The organism is Actinoplanes sp. NBC_00393 (assembly GCF_036053395.1).
GTDB lineage: Bacteria > Actinomycetota > Actinomycetes > Mycobacteriales > Micromonosporaceae > Actinoplanes.
In genome coordinates this window covers 5,589,759-5,609,169 of sequence record NZ_CP107942.1, presented here as the reverse complement: position 1 = coordinate 5,609,169, position 19,411 = coordinate 5,589,759, and the positions used below count along the sequence as shown (strand labels likewise).

The following is a 19,411-nucleotide window of genomic DNA, read 5'->3' as shown; positions in this document are numbered from 1 at the left end:
TAGTTGGCACGCTTCGATCTGCCTGCCCGCGATCCATCAGGCGAGACCGGCGGCGAACGCGAGGCGCTCCACGTGCTGGGCCGGGGAACCGAAGAGCTGAGCCGATGCGTACGCGCGGCGAAGGTAAAGATGCGCATCATGCTCCCAGGTGATCGCGATCCCGCCGTGTATCTGCACCATCTCGGCGGCCACGACCTGCAGCGTTTCCGAGCAGCAGACCTTCGCCACGGCGGCCGGCCGGTACGCCTGCGGATCACCGGCGACCAGCGCTTCGACAGCGGTCCAGGAGGCCGAGCGAGCGGCTTCCACCCGCACGTGTGCCTCGGCGAGCCGGTGCTGCAGGACCTGGAACGAGCCGATCGGCCGGCCGAACTGGTGGCGCGTCTTGGCGTACTCGAGGGTCAGCTCCAATGCCTGCGCGGCCGCGCCGATCTGCTCCGCGCTGAGTGCCACGCACCCGATGTCCCACAAAGTGGGCTCCGGGTCGTCGCCGAGCCGGCGGGCGGGCACGTCGTCGAGCCGAACCGTGCTCAGCCGCCGGGTCAGATCGAGCGACTCCTCCGGCTGCCGGTGAACCGTCGAGGCGTCCACCTCCCACACCCCACCCCGAGCGATGACGAGGAGGACATCGGCCACCCCGGCATCCAGCACATGCTGAAGCTCGCCGCTCAGCCGGCCACCGGAAGCGGTGAGGGAGGCAGGGGATGGAAGGCCAGCGGAGGTGGGGGGAGAGGAAGGCATGATGGAAGAGGAGAAAGGGTCGAAAGCGACAGCTGCGATCACATCGCCGGTACAGATTGCGGGTAGCAGTCGCTCGCAGGCCTCCAGGTCACCGGAGCGCAGCAGCGCCTGCCCGGCCAGCACCGCACCCAGCATCGGCGAAGGGGTCAGCCGCCGCCCGAGTTCCTCCAGCACCACGTGGGTTTCGAGCAGCCCGGCCCCGGCCCCGCCGTACTCCGGCGGCACCGCCAACCCGGCCACCCCGATCTCTTTGCAGAGCCGCGCCCAGAGCCCGGCGTCATACCCGGCCGGCCCGCCGATCGCCGCCCGCGTCGGATAGGAGGCGAGCAGCCCTCGAACCGCTGAGCGCAGCGCCTCCCGTTCCTCGGTCATGGCTGTGCCTCCTTCGCCAGTTCCGTCATCACCCGGGCCCGATGCTGTGACGGAGTGCCCCAGGCGAGCGTCAGCGCCCGCACCCGGGTCAGCCACCGGCCCAAACCGTGCTCCTGCGTGTAGCCGATCGCGCCGTGCACCTGCAGCGCCGCCCGCGCCGCCCGGTGCGCCGCCTCCCCGCACGCGACCTTCGCCGCCGACACATCAAGGTCTTGAGCAGATGCTGCGGCCGCGTAGAGCAATGGACGCGCGAACTCCAACCCCACAGCCACGTCCGCGAGCCGGTGCTGCACGGCCTGGAACGACCCGATGGGCCGGCCGAACTGGGTGCGCTGTCCCGCGTACGCCACGGATTTCTCCAGGAGAGCCCGCCCCGCGCCCAACAGTTGGGCCGCGCAGACCAGCGCGCCCACGTTCATCGCCTGCGCGATGGCGCCGTCGGCGCCGGAAGCGATCATCCCGGCGGGCGAGACCTCAGCAAGCCGCCGGGTCGCATCGATCGAGGGGTACGCCGCCCCGGCCACTCCCCACCGAACAGTGCCCGACGCCGCGAACAACACCAGGTCAGCCGTCTCCGCGTCGACAGCGAACGGCAACCACGGTGGCGCCGCCATCGTCGCGACCGCCCGCCCGGCCGCGAGCTCCGGCAGCCATTTCCCGGCCACCTCCTCCGAACCGATGCCCGCCAGCAGCACCGGAACCGCCGCGATCGACTCGGTGACCGGCCCCGGCATCGCGTGATGCCCCAGTTCCTCGGCGACCACCACCAGGTCGGCCACCGTCCCGCCGAGCCCACCCCACCGCTCCGGAACCACCAGCCCGGTCACGCCGAGTGAGGCGAGGCCCGGCCACGTCGTGGCGGAATTCAGCAGCGAGTGCACCGCATCGGCGAGATCGGCCTGCTCGGCCGACGGGGCGAGCCTCATCGCGGATCTCTCGGCAGGCCGAGCACCCGCTGCGCGAGGATGTCCCGCTGGATCTCGTTGGTGCCCGCGTAGATCGGCCCGGCCAGCGCGAACAGATATCCCGCGGACCAGGCCGGATCGATCTCGGCGCGCGCCCCGAGCACGTCCAGCGCCGTCTCATGCAGGGCCAGATCCAGTTCGGACCAGAACAGCTTGGTCGCGCTCGGCGGCACGGCCGTGTCCAGCGCGGCGTACGCCTGCATCCGGTACGCCCGGGCGCCGATCCAGGCATCCACCACCCGGTCCCGCAGCGCCGGATCAGGATCGGACACCCAGAGCTCCACCAGCCGCGACGCCGCCGCCGTGAACCGGCCCGGCCCGCGCAGCGACAGCCCCCGCTCGTGCCCGGCGGTGCTCATCGCCACCCGCCACCCGTCCCCGGGCGTGCCGATCACGTCCGCGTCGGGCACGAACACGTCGTCCAGGAAGATCTCCGCGAACCCGGCCGAGCCGTCCAGCTGCCGGATCGGCCGGACCGTCACACCGGCCGCCCGCAGGTCGAACATCAGGTAGGTCAGCCCACGATGCCGGGCCGCCGACGGGTCGCTGCGGAACAGCCCGAACGCCCGGTCCGCGATCACCGCCCGCGAACTCCACGTCTTCTGCCCGGACAGCAGCCAGCCGCCGCCGGTGCGTGCCGCGCGGGATCTGATGGCCGCGAGGTCGCTGCCGGCGTCCGGTTCCGACCAGGCCTGCGCCCACACCTGGTCACCCCGGGCCATCGGCGGCAGCACGCGGGCGCACTGCTCGGGCGTGCCGTGCGCGAGCAGTGTCGGCGCCAGCAGGAACAACCCGTTCTGACCGATTCGGGTCGGTGCTCCGGCCGCGTGGTACTCCTCGTCGAACAGCACGGCGTGCAGCGGGGGAGCGGCCCGTCCGCCGTACTCGACCGGCCACGACACCGCAGCCAGCCCGGCCTCCGCCAGACGCCGCTCCCAAGCGCGACCCGCGGTCTCCTCCGCAAAGGGGACATTCGCGGCCAACCACTCCCGCACCTCGTCACGGAACGCAATCGCCTCCGCGTCGAGGTTCAGGTTCACTGCGCGGCCTTCTTCATGGCGGCGGCATCCATCCCAGCGAGGGAATCCGCGCTGACCTCGGCATTGTGCGCATGCGCGAGGTGGTGCAGCCCGAACACCGCCTCCATGCCGGCGCGCATCCCCATCTGGTCCTCGCACTGGTTGACCGCACGCTTCGTGAGCGCCAGCCCGAACGCCGGCATACCGGCGATCTTCCCGGCCAGGGCGAGGGTCGCGGTCTCCAGGTCCGCTCGCGGCACCACGCGGTTCACCATCCCGATTTCGTACGCCCGACGAGCCCCGAACCGCTCCCCGGTGAACAGAACCTCCTTGGCGATCCGCGGCCCCAGCACCCAGGGATGGGCGAAGTACTCGACCCCCGGGATCCCCATCCGCACCACCGGATCGGCGAAGAACGCGTCCTCGGCGGCCACGATCAGGTCGCACACCCAGGCCAGCATCAGCCCGCCCGCGATGCACGCGCCCTGCACCATGGCGACGGTCGGCTTCGGGATGTCCCGCCACCGACGGCACATCCCGAGGTAGACCTCCATCTCCCGGGCATACCGGCGGTCCGCGCCGTCCCGGTCGGCGTGCGTCCACCACTGCCCGGCCCGGCGGGGGAACTCGGTGTCCGCATCCCGTTCTGGGGTGCCGATGTCGTGCCCGGCGGAGAAGTGCTCGCCCGCCCCGGCGAGCACGATCACCGCCACCTCCGGGTCGTCGACGGCCCGGGCGAACGCGTCGTCCAGCGCGTACGTCATCGCCGAGTTCTGCGCGTTGCGATACCGCGGCCGGTTCATCGTGACCAGCGCGACCGGCCCGCGCCGCTGGTAGAGCACCACGTCGGTCACAGCACCGGCTCCTGGCGCAGCTGGTACTTCACGACCTTGCCGGAGGCGTTGTGCGGCAGCTCGCGGCGCATCACCACGCTGCGCGGCACCTTGTAGCCGGCCAGCCGGGTCCGGCAGTGATTGATCACCTCGATCACCGAGACGCCGACTCCGGGGCGTGGCACCACGTAGGCGCGGCCGACCTCGCCGAGCCGCCTGTCCGGTACGCCCAGCACCGCGGCCTCGGACACGCCTTTCATCTCGGCGAGCACCCGCTCCACCTCGGCCGGGTACACGTTGAAGCCGCCGCAGATGTACATGTCCTTGAGCCGGTCGGTGATCGTCAGATTGCCGTGCTCGTCGAGCCGGCCGACGTCCCCGGTGTGCAGCCACCCGTCGGTGTCGACGGCTTCGGCTGTGGCCTCCGGGTCGTCCAGGTAACCGAGCATCACGTTCGGCCCGCGCAGCAGGACTTCGCCGTCCGACTCGGCGATCCGGATCTCCATGCCGCCGGCCGCCCGCCCGCTGGTGTTCGCCACGGTGTGCACGTCGTCGCCGGGCCGGCACATCGTCGCGACCACGGCCTCGGTCAGCCCGTACGCCGTCAGCACCGTGCTGAATCCCAGCTCCTCGCGGATCCGCTCGATCAGCGCGGCCGGCACGGTCGCCGCACCGGTGACCGCGAGCCGCAGCGACGACAGGTCGTACGCGTCCCGCGCGTGATGGTCGAGCAGTCCGAGATAGAGCGTCGGCGCCCCGGGCAGCACCGTGATCCGCTCGGCGGCGATCACCTCGAGGGCCCGCCGCACGTCGAACACCGGCAGCGGCACCACGGTCGCGCCGCTGCGCAGGCAGGCGAGGATGCCGGCCTTCAGCCCGAAGCTGTGGAAGAACGGGTTGACCACCAGATAGCGGTCCTCGGGGGAGAGCGCGGCGATCTCCGCCCAGGCTTCGGCGGCGCCGAGCGTCTGCCGGTGGGCGCTCATCGCCCCTTTGCTGCGCCCGGTGGTCCCGGACGTGAAGAGGATGTCGCTGACGTCGTCGGGGGAGACCGCGGCCGCGCGGGCCTCGGCATCCTCGGCCGGCACCTCGTCCGCCCGCCCGAGGAAGGCTGCGAAGTCCAGTGTGCCGTCAGCTCCGCCGGCCGCCGGAGCCTGTGTGCCGGGCGGAGCCGGCAGCGTCACGACCAGCGGCGGCAGCGTTTCGCCCGTCGCCCGCAGCGCCGCCAAGCGATCCACGCCGAGGAACGGCTGGGTGATCACCAGGGCCCGCGCCCCGCTCCGGTTGATCACGTCGGCGGCCTCGATCGCGGTGTAGCGCGTGTTGACCGGCACCAGCGTCGCTCCCGCGGAGCTCGCGCCGAGCGCCGCCAGCATCCAGTGCGCGGTGTTCGGCGCCCACACGGCCACCCGGTCGCCCGGGTTGATGCCGGCCGCGATGAACGCCCTGGCCACAGTGCGGACTTCGGCTTGCAGATCGGCGAAGGTCCACCGCCCCACACCCGGCTCCACCAGCGCGTCCGCCGTACCGAACCGCTGCGCCGCCTCCGCCACCGCCGCCGGGATGGTCGATTCCATCCGGGCCTCCTGAGCTGGTTTACCAAGCAAGTGCTTGGTCGGTAGGGTGAGCCTACGCGCGCTCCGGGAGGTGACGCCAGTGCTCTCCGACGACGAGGGTTTCCGGCGGGAGATCAGGGACTGGCTGGCCGCCAACCTCACCGACGAGGTGCGCGGCGCCGGCGGCCCCGGCCGGGAGAACGAGGCCTTCCCGCAACGCCTGGCCTTCGCCCGGCGGCTGGCCGCCGCCGGCTGGACCACGCTGGGATGGCCGGTGGCGCACGGTGGGCGCGGCGCGTCCCTCAACCAGCAAGTGATCTTCCATGAGGAGTACGCGAAAGCCGCCGCCCCCAGCCGTGTCGACCACATCGGCACCACGATGGTCGGCCCCACGCTGATGGACCACGGCACGCCCGAGCAGCAGCGCCGTTTCCTGCCCGCTCTCGCCGCCGTCGACGAGCTGTGGTGCCAGGGCTATTCCGAGCCCGGTGCCGGCTCCGACCTGGCCGGCGTCACCACGAGGGCCCGGCTCGACGGCGACTCCTGGGTGCTCACCGGGCAGAAGGTGTGGACGTCGCTCGCCCACGTCGCCGACTGGTGTTTCGTGCTCGCGCGTACCGAATCGGTCCCGGACGGCGCCCCGCGCCACCGCGGCCTCTCCTACCTGCTGGTGCCCATGCGCCAGCCGGGCGTCACGGTCCACCCGATCCGGCAGCTCACCGGCGACAGCGAGTTCAACGAGGTCTTCTTCGACGAGGCCCGCACCGAGGCCGGCCTGGTCGTCGGCCGCCCCGGCGACGGTTGGAAGGTGGCCATGGCCACCCTCGCCTACGAGCGCGGCGCCGCCACCGTCGGCCAGCAGATCGGCTTCCAGCGCGACCTCGACGACCTGGTGGCGCTGGCCCGGCGCACCGGCGCGACGGCCGACCCGGCCCTGCGGGAGCGGCTGACCCGCGCCTGGATCGACCTCACCGTGCTGCGCTCGCACACCCTGCGCAGCCTGTCCGCGCCGCAGCCGCCACCCGGCAACCCGTCGATCGTCAAGCTGCTCTGGACCCGCTGGCGGCAGGGCCTCGGCGAGCTGGCCATGGACGTCCTCGCCGAGGGCGGCGCCACCGACGACGAGACCGGCCGCTGGCACCGGCACTTCCTGTTCAGCCGGGCCGACACCATCTACGGCGGCTCCAACGAGATCCAGCGCGGCATCGTCGCCGAACGCGTGCTGGGTCTGCCCCGCCAAGGGCGGCGATGATCCCGCAGCCACCCGCCGGCCGGGGCCTGCTGGCCGGCAAGGTCGTGGTGGTCACCGCCGCGGCGGGCGCCGGGATCGGCTCCGCGGTGGCCCGCCGCTGCCTCGCCGAGGGCGCCCGGGTCGTCCTCGGCGACAGTCACGAACGGCGTCTCGGCGACATCCGCGACCGCCTCTCCGACGCCTACCCGGCCCGGGTCTGGGCGATCCCCTGCGACGTCACCGACGAGACCGGCGTCCAGCGGCTGATCGACGGCGCCTGCGACCGGTACGGCCGGCTCGACGTCCTGGTCAACAACGCCGGTCTGGGCGGCGACCGCCCGGTCACCGAGATGACCGACGACGAGTGGGCGCGGGTCCTGGACGTGACCCTGACCGGCACGTTCCGCTGCACCCGGGCGGCCCTGCGCTGCATGATCGCCCAGGGCGGCGGCGGAGCGGTCGTCAACAACGCCTCGGTGCTCGGCTGGCGCGCCCAGGCCGGCCAGGCCCACTACGCGGCCGCGAAGGCCGGCGTCATGGCGTTCACCCGGTGCACCGCCCTGGAGGTCGCGGCACACCGGATCCGGGTCAACGCGGTCGCGCCGAGCCTGGCGGCGCACCCGTTCCTGAGCAAGGTGATCAGCGAGGACGAGCTGGCGGCCCTGGCCGGGCGGGAGGCGTTCGGCCGGGCCGCGCACCCGTGGGAGGTGGCGACCGTGGTGGCGTTCCTGGCCAGCGACTACGCGTCGTACCTCACCGGCGAGGTCATCTCGGTGAGCAGCCAGCACCCGTAGCGTCATTTGACTCAGGGGTTTTCATCTATGTTACGGCCCAGTAGATTGTAACGCGTTCTAGTGTGGGGAGGACGCGATGAAGCGGCGGACAACCGGTGCCACACTCTTCGGGCTGGGCGTGCTCTGCCTGCTCCTGGCGGGCGCGCTGGCCTGGATCATCGTTCCCTCCCAGCGAAAGGTGCCACTCGACCTGGTGCCGCCGGACGTGGTCGTCGCATCGGACAACGCGATGTTCGCCCAGATCCAGACGTCACCGGAGGGCTCGCCGCAGCTCACCGTGCAGACCGGCCCGCTGCACACGACCACCGGCATCAAGCCCGACTTCGAGGCCGCCGCCGATCTCACCGGCGACCTGGAGGGCGACACGTTGATCTGGAACGTGTACCACGCCACCGACCGGTCCGACACCGGTGAGGCGATCAACCGGTCGGAGAGCCGGGTCGCCCTCGACCGGCAGAGCGGCGCGGCGGTCCCGTGGGACGGCCAGTGCCACAACGAGGACCCGGAGCAGAGCACCTGCACGCCCGGCAACGTCGAGTTCGAGGGCCAGCTCTACCTGTTCCCGTTCGGCACGCAGAAGCAGACCTACCTGTACTGGGACTCGGCTCTGCACGAGGCGCTGCCGATGGAGTACCAGGACGAGTTGGAGTACAACGGCCTGCCCACCTACCGGTTCCAGCAGCAGATCCCGCAGCAGGTGATCAGCATGGACCCGCAGGAACTGGCCGCCCTGCTCGGCTACCTCACCCCCGGTTCCACCACCGGCTCGGTCACCTACGTGGCGACCCGCACCCTCTGGGTGGAGCCGAAGACCGGCGCCATCGTCGGCTACCGCGAGCAGCAGCACCGCGAGCTGGTGCCGGCCGTCGGCTCGCCCGTGGTCATCTTCGACGCCGACCTCAGCTACGACGAGGCCACCCTCGCCAAGGTCGGCGAGGAGGCGGCCAACGGCCGGTCGCAGCTGATGCTGCTCGGCGTGTGGGTGCCGCTCATGCTCGCCGTCGCCGGGCTGCTCCTCGCCGTCCTCGGATACCTGATCGCCCGCCGGGACCGGGAGCCACGCCAGACCGCCGCGCAGCACGCGGCCGAGCCCGAGACGACCCGCGCACAGGCCTGAGGTCGCATCGTGGCAGCCGCCGAGTCGCGCCATGTCCTGTTCCTCAACTGGAGAGACACCCGCAACCCCGACGGCGGCGGCTCCGAGGTCTTCGTCGAGCGGGTCGCCGCCGAACTGGTCACGCGCGGCTACCGGGTCACGCTGTTCTGCGCGGCGTACCCGGGGGCGCCGCGCGAGCAGATCCTCACCTCCGGCGTACGCGTGCTCCGGCGCGGCGGATGGCGCACGGTCTACCTGTGGGCGCTGTGGGCGTACCTGACCGGTGGCCTGCGGCCCGACCTGATCGTGGACGTCTGCAACGGGGTGCCGTTCCTGTCGCCGCTCTACGCCTCCTGCCCGACCGTCGTGGTGGTCCACCACGTGCACCGGGAGCAGTGGCCGGTGGTTCTGCCCGGCTGGCGCGGCCGGGTGGGCTGGTGGCTGGAGTCGAGGGTCGCGCCCCGGGTCTACCGGCGGTGCCGCTATGTGACCGTCTCCGAGGCGACGCGGTCGGAGCTGGTCCGGCTCGGCGTCGACCCCGAGCGCATCACGATCGTGCGCAACGGGGTGAACCCGGTCCATGGTGAGGTTGTCGCGCGTACGCCGTACCCAAGTCTTGTGGTTCTGGGAAGGCTGGTCCCGCACAAGCGGGTGGAACATGCCCTGCGTGCCCTCGTGGCGCTGCCCGATGCCCGCCTGGTCGTCGCCGGGCGCGGCTGGTGGGAGCCGGAGCTGCGGCGGCTCGCCGCCGAACTCGGCGTCGCGGACCGCACCGAGTTCACCGGATACGTCAGTGAGCAGTGCAAACACCGGCTGCTCGCCGCGGCCTGGGTGGCGCTGGTGCCGTCCCTGAAGGAAGGCTGGGGGCTGACCATCCTGGAGGCCGGGGCACGCGGCACGCCGACGATCGCCTTCCGGGAAGCCGGCGGGGTGCGCGACGCCATCGTCGACGGCCGCACCGGGCTGCTCGCCGACGACCCCCGCGACTTCGTCGGGCTGACCCGCTGGCTGCTCACCGACGACCGGACGCGCCGGCAGCTGGGTGCGGGCGCCCGTGCGTACGCCCAAGGGTTCACCTGGGCCGAATCGGGCCGCCGCTTCGCCCGCGTGCTGGACGAAGTAGCGGCCCGCCCGCGTCAGCGGGTGCCGTAGAAGTCCGGCGGAACCGCCGGGTCCTCGTTGGACGTGGAGGCCACCTCGGCGGCGCTCGGGTTGAGCGCTGCCATCATCGCGGTGACCCCGATGACCGCGAGCACGACCGCGATGGCCGCGCCCACCACCAGGCTCTTCACCAGTAGCATCGACAAACTCCTCACAGCCGCTCGATGATGCTCGCGGTGGACATGGCGCCACCCGCGCACATCGTGATCAGCGCGGTGCCGCCACCCGACCGCTCCAGCTCGTGCAGTGCGGTGGTGATCAGCCGGGCGCCCGTGCTGCCGACCGGATGGCCCAGCGCGATCGCCCCGCCGTTGACGTTAACCCGGTCCGGGTCCGCGCGATACACCCCGAGCCAGGAAAGAACGACACTTGCGAATGCTTCGTTGATTTCCACGATATCGATGTCGTCGATTTTCATGCCCGCCCGGGCGAGGACCCGCTCGGTGGCGTCGACCGGCCCGTCCAGGTGGTAGTAGGGCTCCGCGCCGACCAGGCACTGCGCCAGGATCCGGGCCCGCGGGCGCAGGCCGAGCCCGGCGGCCCGGTCGGCGTCCATCAGCAACACGGCCGCGGCGCCGTCGGAGATCTGCGACGACGTGCCCGCGGTGTGCCGCCCGTCCGGCAGCACCGGCCGCAGCCCGGACAGGCCCTCCAGCGTGGTGTCGCGCAGGCCCTGGTCGCGTTTGACGCCCGCGACCGAAGTCACCTCCCGGTCGAAGCGGCCCTCCGACCAGGCGCGTGCCGCATTCGCCTGCGAGCGCACCCCGAACCGGTCCAGGTCGGCCCGGCTCAGCCCGCGCCGCTCGGCGATCCGCTCGGCAGCAACGTATTGATTCGGCAGGTCGAGGTCCCACGAGTCGGGGCGGGGGAGGCCGGCCGTGCCCAGGTTGGCCCGCAACGGCACCCGGCTCATCGACTCGACCCCGCAGGCCATCCCGACGCTGATCGCCTCCGCTGCGATCAGCCCGGCGATCAGATGCGTGGCCTGCTGTGCCGAACCGCACTGCGCGTCGACGGTCGCGCACCCCGTCTGATGCGGCAGGCCCGCGTGCAGCCACGCCGTCCGGGTCACGTTGTTGGACTGCTCGCCGCCCTGGGTGACGCAGCCGCCGATGACCTGCTCGACCTGCGCCGGATCCAGCCCGCTGCGGGCGAGCAGCGCCCGCTGGGTGGCGCCGAGCAGCTCGGCCGCGTGCAGACCGGAGAGCCACCCGTCGCGGCGGCCGATCGGAGTGCGGACCGCATCGATGATCACCGGGACGCCCACGCGCACCTCCCTCTTCCAGATAGAACACGTTCTTATAATGAACCTACCATCAGCTTCGAGGGCTGTGTTTGAATCGCTAGAACCTGTTGCTGTAGGAGGAGCCGTGGCTTCGTCGCGCACCCGCATCGACTTCACCGATCCGGACATCTACGTCCACGGCATCCCGCACGACGACTTCGCCGCGGCCCGCCGGGACCATCCGGTCAGCTGGGTGCCGCAGCCCCGCGGCAGCGCGGGCTTCGACGACGAGGGGTACTGGGCGGTCACCAAGCACGCCGACGTGATGGCCGTGTCCCGCGACAGCGAGACCTTCTCCAGCTGGGAGAACACCGCGATCGTCCGGTTCCAGGCGGACATGCCGCGCGACCGGATCGAGATGCAGCGTTACGTGCTGCTCAACATGGACCCGCCGCAGCACACCCAGCACCGGGCCATCGTGTCCCGCGGTTTCACCCCGCGCGCCATCAACAGCCTGCGCAGCGCCCTGCAGGCCCGCGCCGAACGCATCGTCGCTTCGGCGGCCGCGGGCGACACCGGCGATTTCGTCACCGAGATCGCCTGCGAGCTGCCGTTGCAGGCCATCGCCGAACTACTCGGCGTGCCGCAGGAGGATCGCCGCAACGTCTTCGACTGGTCGAACGCGATGATCGGCCAGGACGACCCGGAGTTCCAGGCCGCCGCCGACCCGATCGAACCCGCGATGGCCCTGCTCGGCTACGCCATGCAGCTCGCCGACGAACGCCAGACCTGCCCCCGCGACGACATCGTCACCACACTGGTCAAGGCCGAGATCGACGGCTCCCACCTGTCCACTGACGAGTTCGGCATGTTCGTCCTGATGCTCGCTGTCGCCGGCAACGAGACCACCCGCAACGCCATCTCGCACGGCATGCTCGCCCTGCTGGAGCACCCCGAGCAGTGGGCATTGTTCAAGGAGACCCGCCCGCGCACCGCCGTCGACGAGTTCGTCCGCTGGGGCACGCCGGTCAACTCGTTCCAGCGCACCGCCACCCACGACGTCGAACTCGGCGGCGTACCGATCAGCGCCGGCCAGCGGGTGGCCATGTTCTACGGCTCGGCCAACTATGACGAGGACGTCTTCACGTCGCCGCTGGAGTTCGACATCACCCGCAGCCCCAACCCGCACCTCGGTTTCGGCGGCAGCGGCGCCCACTTCTGCCTGGGCGCCAACCTGGCCCGCCTCGAAATCGACCTGATCTTCAACGCGATAGCCGACCACATGCCCGGCATAACCCTCGCCGGTCCAGCTCAGCGCCTACGCTCCGGCTGGATCAACGGCATCAAGCACCTACCGGTCAAATACCGCTGAGGTACGCCTACACGTCCTCCCTCGTGCGGCCGCGACCACTGCTGCCCTCCCGGCCCCAGCGCCCGCGCCGGGCTCACCCAGCCGGTCACCCACCCGGCCGACGCCGCCCGCCGCTTTGCGGTCGCCGCCCACCCGGCTGACGCCGCCCGCCGCTTCGCGGCCGCGGCCCACCGGGTTGACGCCGCCCGCCGCTTCGCGGCCGCCGCCCACCCGGCTGACGCCGTCCGCCGCTTCGCGGTCGCCGCCCACCCGGCTGACGCCGTCCGCCGCTTCGCGGTCGCCGCCCACCCGGCTGACGCCGTCCGCCGCTTCGCGGCCGCCGTCAGCCGCCCTGCCGGCTATCGCTGGGTGCCGCTTCGCGACGGCTGAGGCAGCGCTGGTGGTCAGCCGCCGACGTCTCGGGTTGCCTGGCCGCCCTCCACGCATGTTTCCCGGCCCGGGAACCCGCCCTGCTGGCGGCTCGCACCGCCCGGCCGCCGGTCAGGCCTGCTTCGCGGGCGGTGAGACGTGTCTGGCTGGCGGCTCGTGCTGGCCGGCCGCCGGTCAGGCCTGTTTCGCGGGCGGTGAGACGTGTGTGGCTGGCGGCTCGTGCTGGCCGGCCGCCGCTCATTGATCGCGCGGCGAGGCGGGACTGTCACGGTTCGGCGGGACTCGTCGCGCGTACCCCTGTGGTGTGGGTTGCCAGGAAGTGGTCCAGGCAGCGTTCGGCATTGGCGGTGATCGTCAGCGACGGGTTGGCCAGGGCGGCGGAGCCAGGCAGCAGGGCGCCGTCCACGCAGTAGAGGTTGGGGTATCCGGCCACCCGGCCGGTGTAGTCGGTGGCCTTGCCCATCACCAGGCCGCCGAGCGGGTGGTAGGTGTTGCGGGAGCCCAGGCCCATGCCGGTGTTGCGGTCGTAGGAGGGCAGGCCGGTGAGCAGACTGCCGCGACTTCCCTCGGTCTGCCACCACAGCCGGCTGACCAGGTCGCGGCCGGCTTTGTCGGACGAGGTGGCCATCTCGGCGTACGGCCAGTGGACCTTGCCGGTGCCGGTGGCGGCGTCGTAGCGGATCTCGCCGCGTTCCGGGGCCAGGCTGGTGATCAGGTGGGCGGTGGTGCCCGGCAGCCAGGACGGGATGGGGGCGGCTTCCCAGGCCATGGCGGCGGGGGCGTACGGGTTGCTGTCGTCGAAGAACCGCACGTTGCCCGGCCCGCCCTGGGCGCTGCCGACGGGTTTGCGCAGGTTCAGCCGGGCCACCAGGAAGTCCCCGTTGTTGCCCCAGCCCTTGCCGATCTCGGTGCTGGTCAGCCGGGGCAGCCGCCCCCGGGCGCGGGAGGTGAGCAGCAGTGACGTGCTGCCCAGCGACCCGGCCGCCAGGAACACGAACTCCGCGGGCAGCACTTTGGACGCCAGCACCGTGCCCCGGTCGTCGATCTGCCGTGCCGCCACCTCGAAGCGTTCCTGGCCGGACACCTCGCGGATCTCGGTGACCTCGTGCAACGGCAGGACCTGGACGTTGCCGGTCGCCTCGGCCCAGGCGAGATAGTTGCGGTCGACGCTGTTCTTGGCGCCGGAGTTGCTGCCGAACGGCCCTTCGCCGATGCTGTGGCATTTGACCACCCGCCCGGCGATCTCGTCGCGGACCACGTCCCAGTCGACGCCGAACGGCACCGGCACCGCGGTACGCCCGAACTCCGCGATGTACTGCAGCCAGGACCGGGCGCCCTCGTAACCGGCCGCGGCCTGGATGTCCGCAGGAAGGGGTGAGACGCCGAGGTTCTGCCGGGCCCGCGGCCAGTAGACGCTGTCGAATTCCGAGTAGGAGAGCTGAGGTGGGTACACCTTCTCCCAGTCGCCCCGGCGCGGCTGCGGGAAGAACATCCCGATCACCAGCGAGCCACCACCGACGCCCGCGCCGCACATCACCTGGATGCCGTCACCGATGTGCTTCTGAATGAGGCCGGCCCGGCGCTCGATGGTCTTGCTGGTGTCCAGGCCCAGCGGCGGCCGGTCACCGAACCACGCGCACCGCCAGTCCGGGTTGCTGATCGTGCAGAACGTGGTGCCGGAACCGTCCACGGTCCAGCGGCGTCCCCGCTCCAGCACCGTCACCACCATGCCGGCCTGGGCCAGCCGGTACGCGGCGACCGCACCACCGAACCCGCTCCCGATGATCACAGCGGTGCGTCCCCGCAGGGCGGGCACCTGTTCGAGGGCCACGGCGCCGACGCTCAGGGCGCCGGCCTGGAGCACGGTACGACGTTTCATGGCTGTCTCCCGACCACCCACATGGAGAAGAACTGGGATCCGCCCCCGTAGGCGTGCCCGAGCGCCGTCGCGGCGCCCGGCACCTGGTGTTCACCGGCCCGGCCCATCACCTGCATGGCAGCTTCGGCGAAGCGCAGCAGGCCGGATGCGCCGATCGGGTTGGAGCAGAGGACACCGCCGGACGGGTTCACGGGGAGCGCTCCGCCGATGCGGGTCTCGCCGCTTTCGACGAGCTTCCAGCCCTGCCCCTGTCCGACGAATCCGACGTTCTCCAGCCACATGGGCTCGAACCATGAGAACGGGACGTACAGCTCGGCGACATCGATCTCGTCCAGCGGCGACTTGATCCCGGCGGCAGCCCACAACGACGCCGCGGCCAGCGCCCCCGCCTGCGGATTGACGTGGTCCTTGCCCGAGTAGAACGTCGGCTCGGTCCGCATGGCGGTCGCCCGGATCCAGGCCACCTGCCGCGTGGAGGCAGACGCCGCCGCCTCGTCGCCGATCACGACGGCACACGCCCCGTCGGAGGAGGGGCACGTCTCGTCGTACCGAATCGGATCCCACAGCATCCGCGACTCGCGCACCGACTCCAGGGTGATGTCGGGCTGGCGCAGGTGGGCGTACGGATTGAGCGCCCCGTTGCGGCGATCCTTGACCGCCACCAGCGTCCCGATGTGCGGCGGCGCGTCGAACCGGCGGATGTACGACCGGATGTGCGGCGCGAAGTAGCCGCCCGCCCCGGCCCCGATCGGCGCGGTGAACGGCGGCTGGATCGAGAGCGCCCACATCGCGTTCGACTCGGACTGCTTCTCGAACGCGACGGCCAGCACCCGCCGGTGCACGCCGGCCCGGATCAGGCTGGTCGCCACGATCGCGGTGGCCCCGCCCACCGATCCGGCGGTGTGCACCCGCAGCAGCGGTTTCCCGGCGGCGCCCAGCGACGCGGCCAGGAACAGCTCCGGCATCATCACGCCTTCGAACAGGTCGGGCGCCTTGCCGAGCACCACGGCGTCGATCTGCGACCAGTCGGTGCCGGCGTCGGCGAGGGCCCGGTCGATCGCCTCCCGGCACAGGCCCGCCATCGAGACGTCGGTGCGCCGGGTGCGGTGTTCGGTCTGCCCGGTCCCGAGTACCGCCGCTCTCCTCACGATGCCGCCTCCATGACGCAGACGAGATTCTGCTGTAGCGCAGGTCCGCTGGTCGCGTGCCCGGCGGCCCGCTCCGCCCGGCCGGACATGATCTCCTCGGCCGCGGCGCCGATCCGGGACAGCCCGGCCGAGAACATCGCATCGCCGTCGCTGGGGACGACCTTCTCCCCGGCGACACCGAGCGCCGCCCGCAACAGCAGCTCCTGCGGTGTGAACGGCGCATGCAACGCCACCGCGTCCACGTCACTGTCCAGCCCGGCATCGCGGCCGGCCGCGGTCGCCGACGGCACCGCGGTCAGATCCCGCTCACCCAGCCCCTGCGGGTCGACGCGATGCGCGATCCCGGAGATCCAGGCGGGGCGCTCCCGGCATCCACGGGCACGATCGCCGGCGGCGAGCACGATGGCTGCGGCGCCGTCACCGACTCGCGCGACGTCGTGGGCACGCAAAGGATCCGCGATGTACGGCCGACCGAGCATCTCCTCGACATCGCCACCCGAGTCGCGGGCCGCCACCGACGCCATCTCGCGCTCGGTGAACAACCCGGCCTCCAGCCCGAGCCGGGCCTGCAAAGCAGCCACACTCACCGCATCCGGCCAGAGGGGCGCCACCGTGTACGGGTCCAGCTGCAGAGCCAGCACCCGATGCAACTCACCGGCCGTCCCCTTGCCGAACCCGTACACCAGCGCCGTCTCGGCCTCCCCGGCCAGAATCTTGAGGTACGCCTCGTACAGCGCCCAGGCCGCGTCCATCTCCACGTGCGACTCGCTGATCGGCGGAACCGCCCCGATCGCGTCCACCGCGTTGACGAACGAGAACGCCCGCCCCGCCAGATAGTCCGACGATCCGGAGCACCAGAAGTCCACCTCACGCTTGGCGAGCCCGGCCTGTTGCAGAGCGTCCCCGATCACGGGCACCAGGGTCTCCACCCCGCTCGTCGTCAGCGACTGATCGGACCGGGCGAAACCGACGACGGCGACGGCGTTCACAGGTGCTCCGCATACGACTCGTAGGGCGCGTCCGGCTCACCGGCCGGCTCGAAGTGCGCGATGTTCTCCGGCGTCGTGGACCACTCCGACCGGTCCCGCCAGACCGCGGCCACCCGCAACCCCATCCGCACCTGCTCGGCCTCGACGCCGAGGACGAGATGCGGGATCGGGATGTCCGCGCCGTCGAGCAACACCTGGGCCACCACGTACGGCGGGGTCAGCCGCTGCCCCGCGAACGGCACGTTGACCACGCAGAAGGTGGTGACCGTGCCGCGGTCGGCGATCTCCACGACCTCGTCCGGTGCGACGCCGTCGGCGGGGCAGACGCGGGGTGGCACGTACACCTTGTGGCAGGCCGGGCAGCGCTGGCCGATCAGCCGCCCCTCGGCGAGCGCCCGCAGATACCGGTCCTCCTCGTCGGAGGTGGTGTGCCGATAGCTCAGCCGGATCGGCGTGGTCATGATCGTGACCGGCTCACCCTCGGCGTCTGGTTCTACCGCCTCCACGCCGGGCTCGAAGCACTCGATGTCCCGGATGTGGCCGGTGCGCTCGGCTGCCCAGCGGACCCGCACCCGCATCCCGGTGCGCATGTTCTCCCGCGCACCCGCGTCGACCGCGTGCAGCAGCGGAGTGTCCGCCCCGTCGAGCCGGATCAGCGCCCACCCGAAGGGCTCCTCCAGCGGCTGCCCCTCGACCGGCCGTTCCATCCAGGTCCAGGTGACGACCGTGCCGACGCTCGCGACCTCGACCAGGTCCTCGACCGGGGCGAGCGTGACCGGGTCGTACTCCACCGGCGGCACGTGAACCCGCCCGTCAGCGGTCCGGCTGCCGAGCACCCGGCGGTCCCGCAGGCCCGCCATGAACCGGCCCAGCACCGGCCCGAGCGACCGCGTGTAGTCGAAGGCGATGGCCATGGGCGCTTCCACGCCGTTGAGTGAAACACGTTCCAATATTCGTCGGCAAGCGGGCTGTCCAGAAGCTTTTCCATAGATGGAACGAGTTATAGAGTCGCGGCATGACCGGGATCGGGATGTGGACCGTCGCGCACCAGTCACCGCAGCTCGCGGCCGTTGTCGAGGCCGACGGGCGCACTGTCACCTACGGCGAGCTGGCGGCCGAGGCCGACCGGATCGGCCGCGGTCTGCGTGCAGCCGGGCTCAAGGCCGGGGACACCGTGGCCCTGCTGCTGCCGAACGGCGCCGACATCCTCACCGCCTATTTCGCGGCGGTTCAGATCGGGCTTCACGTCGTACCCCTGAATTGGCATTTGACCGGATCTGAGCTCGGCTACATCCTGCGCGACAGCGGCGCGCGTGCCTTCATCGCGCACGCCCGCTTCGCCGAGGCCGCCGTGGCGGCATCGGCTTCGTCCGCATTCTCCGGCGCCCGCTACGCGGTCGGCGACATCCCGGGCTTCGAGCCACTGGCCACGCTCGGCGCGGGCGGATCAGGCAGACCCGACGGGCGTACGCTCGGCGCGCTCATGGTCTACACGTCCGGCACCTCCGGCCGGCCCAAAGGGGTACGCCGCCCGCTGCTCGGCCTCGACCCGGACGACGTGCCGCCCGTCTCGCTCTGGTTCTTCGGCCTGTTCGGGCTCCGGCCGTTCGACGATCACGTGCATCTGTGCTGCTCACCGCTCTACCACACGGCGGTGATGAACTTCGCGGTGATCTCCGTCCAGTTCGGCCACACCGTCGTCGTGATGGACCACTGGGACGCTGCGCAGTTCCTCTCCCTGGTGAACCGGCACCGGGTCACCCACAGTCACATGGTCCCCACCCAGTTCCGCCGCCTGCTCGCCCTCCCGTCCTCGGTTCGCGCCGCCACTGACGTCTCCTCGATGCGCGCGATGATCCACGGCGCCGCCCCGTGCCCGCAGCCGGTGAAACAGCAGATGCTCGACTGGTTCGGCCCGGTAGTGATCGAGTACTACGCGGCCTCCGAAGGCGGCGGCACCCTGATCACCGCCGCCGAATGGCTCGACCGTCCCGGCTCAGTCGGCCGCGCCTGGCCCGGCTCCCGCGTCCGTGTCCTCGACGACGACGGCAAGGACGCCCCGGTCGGCACTCCCGGCCAGGTCTACCTGCAGATGGGCGACGCCACGTTCGAATACCACAACGACGCCGACAAGACCCGGGCCTCCTGGCGCGACCGCATGTTCACCGTCGGCGACATCGGCTACCTCGACGACGACGGCTACCTGTTCCTCTGCGACCGCGCCGCCGACGTCATCATCACCGGCGGCGTGAACGTCTATCCGGCAGAGATCGAGAACGAACTGGCCGTCCACCCGTCCGTCGGCGACGTAGCCGTCTTCGGCATCCCCCACGACGAGTGGGGCGAGGAGATCAAGGCCGTGGTCCAGCCCGCCCCCGGCGTAACCCCCGGCCCGGCGCTGACCGTTTCGCTGCTGGACTTCCTGGGCGGCCGCCTCGCGAAGTTCAAACTGCCCCGAACCATCGACTACGTCGACGAGCTGCCCCGCGACCCGAACGGCAAGCTCTACAAACGCCACCTCCGAGACCCCTACTGGTCCGCCCGCTCCCGAGCCATCTAGCCCGGCTGACCCCCAGCGCTGCCAAAACGCCGCCGAGACAGCCCTGTAGGTCAGCCGGGTTCGCCCAGCTGACGCTGAGTGTCGTCTCAGCGCCGCCGAAA

Annotated in this window: 17 protein-coding genes; 6 read left to right on the top strand and 11 right to left on the bottom strand. The window is 71.6% G+C overall.

Going from position 1 to position 19,411, the window contains the following annotated elements; genetic code table 11:
• Positions 1 to 36: 36 nt before the first annotated feature.
• The 5 genes from OHA21_RS26210 to OHA21_RS26190 are packed head-to-tail and all read right to left on the bottom strand — an operon-like array spanning position 37 to position 5,507.
• Complete coding sequence (locus tag OHA21_RS26210) at positions 37 to 1,113, bottom strand: acyl-CoA dehydrogenase family protein (protein WP_328478086.1); 1,077 nt, start codon at positions 1,111 to 1,113, stop codon at positions 37 to 39.
• A complete protein-coding gene (locus OHA21_RS26205; RefSeq protein WP_328478084.1) occupies positions 1,110 to 2,039 on the bottom strand; it encodes an acyl-CoA dehydrogenase family protein in 930 nt (309 codons plus the stop codon). Before OHA21_RS26205 ends, OHA21_RS26210 begins: the two co-directional genes overlap by 4 nt.
• A complete protein-coding gene (locus OHA21_RS26200; protein WP_328478082.1) occupies positions 2,036 to 3,118 on the bottom strand; it encodes an acyl-CoA dehydrogenase family protein in 1,083 nt (360 codons plus the stop codon). The genes OHA21_RS26205 and OHA21_RS26200 overlap by 4 nt, the downstream gene beginning before the upstream one ends.
• Entirely contained in the window at positions 3,115 to 3,951 is an 837-nt protein-coding gene (locus tag OHA21_RS26195) for an enoyl-CoA hydratase (RefSeq protein WP_328478080.1), read from the bottom strand. Before OHA21_RS26195 ends, OHA21_RS26200 begins: the two co-directional genes overlap by 4 nt.
• A complete protein-coding gene (locus OHA21_RS26190; RefSeq protein ID WP_328478078.1) occupies positions 3,948 to 5,507 on the bottom strand; it encodes a FadD3 family acyl-CoA ligase in 1,560 nt (519 codons plus the stop codon). Before OHA21_RS26190 ends, OHA21_RS26195 begins: the two co-directional genes overlap by 4 nt.
• A gap of 46 nt (positions 5,508 to 5,553) precedes the next feature.
• Here OHA21_RS26190 and OHA21_RS26185 point away from each other — a divergent pair, with 46 nt between their 5' ends.
• From OHA21_RS26185 to OHA21_RS26170, 4 genes are all read left to right on the top strand, one after another.
• The gene (locus OHA21_RS26185) at positions 5,554 to 6,738 is read left to right on the top strand and encodes an acyl-CoA dehydrogenase family protein (protein ID WP_328478076.1); all 1,185 of its coding nucleotides are present in this window, start codon (positions 5,554 to 5,556) and stop codon (positions 6,736 to 6,738) included.
• Positions 6,735 to 7,511, top strand: coding sequence for an SDR family oxidoreductase (locus tag OHA21_RS26180; protein WP_328478074.1), 777 nt, complete (start codon positions 6,735 to 6,737; stop codon positions 7,509 to 7,511). The genes OHA21_RS26185 and OHA21_RS26180 overlap by 4 nt, the downstream gene beginning before the upstream one ends.
• Before the next feature lie 76 nt (positions 7,512 to 7,587).
• On the top strand, positions 7,588 to 8,628 hold the full coding sequence (locus OHA21_RS26175; RefSeq protein ID WP_328478072.1) for a DUF3068 domain-containing protein: 1,041 nt from the start codon (positions 7,588 to 7,590) through the stop codon (positions 8,626 to 8,628).
• 9 nt (positions 8,629 to 8,637) lie between these two features.
• Positions 8,638 to 9,759: a glycosyltransferase family 4 protein gene (locus OHA21_RS26170; RefSeq protein ID WP_328478070.1), complete on the top strand. Its 1,122-nt coding sequence runs from the start codon at positions 8,638 to 8,640 to the stop codon at positions 9,757 to 9,759.
• Here the strand turns inward: OHA21_RS26170 and OHA21_RS26165 are convergent.
• Together OHA21_RS26165 and OHA21_RS26160 are read right to left on the bottom strand one after the other, a co-directional pair.
• Positions 9,744 to 9,908: a hypothetical protein gene (locus OHA21_RS26165; RefSeq protein WP_328478068.1), complete on the bottom strand. Its 165-nt coding sequence runs from the start codon at positions 9,906 to 9,908 to the stop codon at positions 9,744 to 9,746. The genes OHA21_RS26170 and OHA21_RS26165 overlap by 16 nt on opposite strands.
• An 11-nt stretch (positions 9,909 to 9,919) precedes the next feature.
• Positions 9,920 to 11,035, bottom strand: coding sequence for a steroid 3-ketoacyl-CoA thiolase (locus OHA21_RS26160; RefSeq protein WP_328478066.1), 1,116 nt, complete (start codon positions 11,033 to 11,035; stop codon positions 9,920 to 9,922).
• Between the two features lie 103 nt (positions 11,036 to 11,138).
• On the opposite strand from OHA21_RS26160, the gene OHA21_RS26155 reads away from it, so the two are divergent.
• The gene (locus OHA21_RS26155) at positions 11,139 to 12,365 is read left to right on the top strand and encodes a cytochrome P450 (RefSeq protein WP_328478064.1); all 1,227 of its coding nucleotides are present in this window, start codon (positions 11,139 to 11,141) and stop codon (positions 12,363 to 12,365) included.
• Positions 12,366 to 12,999: 634 nt separating this feature from the next.
• Here OHA21_RS26155 and OHA21_RS26150 read toward each other — a convergent pair.
• Genes OHA21_RS26150 through OHA21_RS26135 form a run of 4 tightly spaced genes read right to left on the bottom strand, consistent with a single transcriptional unit; the run spans position 13,000 to position 17,664 of the window.
• Positions 13,000 to 14,613, bottom strand: a complete 1,614-nt coding sequence (locus tag OHA21_RS26150) for a GMC oxidoreductase (RefSeq protein ID WP_328478062.1) — start codon at positions 14,611 to 14,613, stop codon at positions 13,000 to 13,002.
• Positions 14,610 to 15,761 carry a thiolase domain-containing protein gene (locus tag OHA21_RS26145; protein WP_328478060.1) on the bottom strand — a complete coding sequence of 384 codons (1,152 nt, stop codon included), beginning with the start codon at positions 15,759 to 15,761 and terminating at the stop codon, positions 14,610 to 14,612. The genes OHA21_RS26150 and OHA21_RS26145 overlap by 4 nt, the downstream gene beginning before the upstream one ends.
• Entirely contained in the window at positions 15,758 to 16,750 is a 993-nt protein-coding gene (locus OHA21_RS26140) for a lipid-transfer protein (protein WP_328478058.1), read from the bottom strand. Before OHA21_RS26140 ends, OHA21_RS26145 begins: the two co-directional genes overlap by 4 nt.
• Complete coding sequence (locus tag OHA21_RS26135) at positions 16,747 to 17,664, bottom strand: Zn-ribbon domain-containing OB-fold protein (protein ID WP_328478545.1); 918 nt, start codon at positions 17,662 to 17,664, stop codon at positions 16,747 to 16,749. The genes OHA21_RS26140 and OHA21_RS26135 overlap by 4 nt, the downstream gene beginning before the upstream one ends.
• 101 nt (positions 17,665 to 17,765) lie before the next feature.
• Between OHA21_RS26135 and OHA21_RS26130 the strand changes: the two genes are divergently transcribed.
• On the top strand, positions 17,766 to 19,310 hold the full coding sequence (locus tag OHA21_RS26130) for an acyl-CoA synthetase (RefSeq protein ID WP_328478056.1): 1,545 nt from the start codon (positions 17,766 to 17,768) through the stop codon (positions 19,308 to 19,310).
• Positions 19,311 to 19,411 lie beyond the last annotated feature (101 nt).

Coding starts and splice junctions, on each gene's coding strand:
- OHA21_RS26210 (WP_328478086.1), bottom strand. CDS start 1,113: ATGACCGAGGAACGGGAGGCGCTGCGCTCAGCGGTTCGAGGGCTGCTC.
- OHA21_RS26205 (WP_328478084.1), bottom strand. CDS start 2,039: ATGAGGCTCGCCCCGTCGGCCGAGCAGGCCGATCTCGCCGATGCGGTG.
- OHA21_RS26190 (WP_328478078.1), bottom strand. CDS start 5,507: ATGGAATCGACCATCCCGGCGGCGGTGGCGGAGGCGGCGCAGCGGTTC.
- OHA21_RS26180 (WP_328478074.1), top strand. CDS start 6,735: ATGATCCCGCAGCCACCCGCCGGCCGGGGCCTGCTGGCCGGCAAGGTC.
- OHA21_RS26175 (WP_328478072.1), top strand. CDS start 7,588: ATGAAGCGGCGGACAACCGGTGCCACACTCTTCGGGCTGGGCGTGCTC.
- OHA21_RS26165 (WP_328478068.1), bottom strand. CDS start 9,908: ATGCTACTGGTGAAGAGCCTGGTGGTGGGCGCGGCCATCGCGGTCGTG.
- OHA21_RS26150 (WP_328478062.1), bottom strand. CDS start 14,613: ATGAAACGTCGTACCGTGCTCCAGGCCGGCGCCCTGAGCGTCGGCGCC.
- OHA21_RS26135 (WP_328478545.1), bottom strand. CDS start 17,664: ATGGCCATCGCCTTCGACTACACGCGGTCGCTCGGGCCGGTGCTGGGC.
- OHA21_RS26130 (WP_328478056.1), top strand. CDS start 17,766: ATGACCGGGATCGGGATGTGGACCGTCGCGCACCAGTCACCGCAGCTC.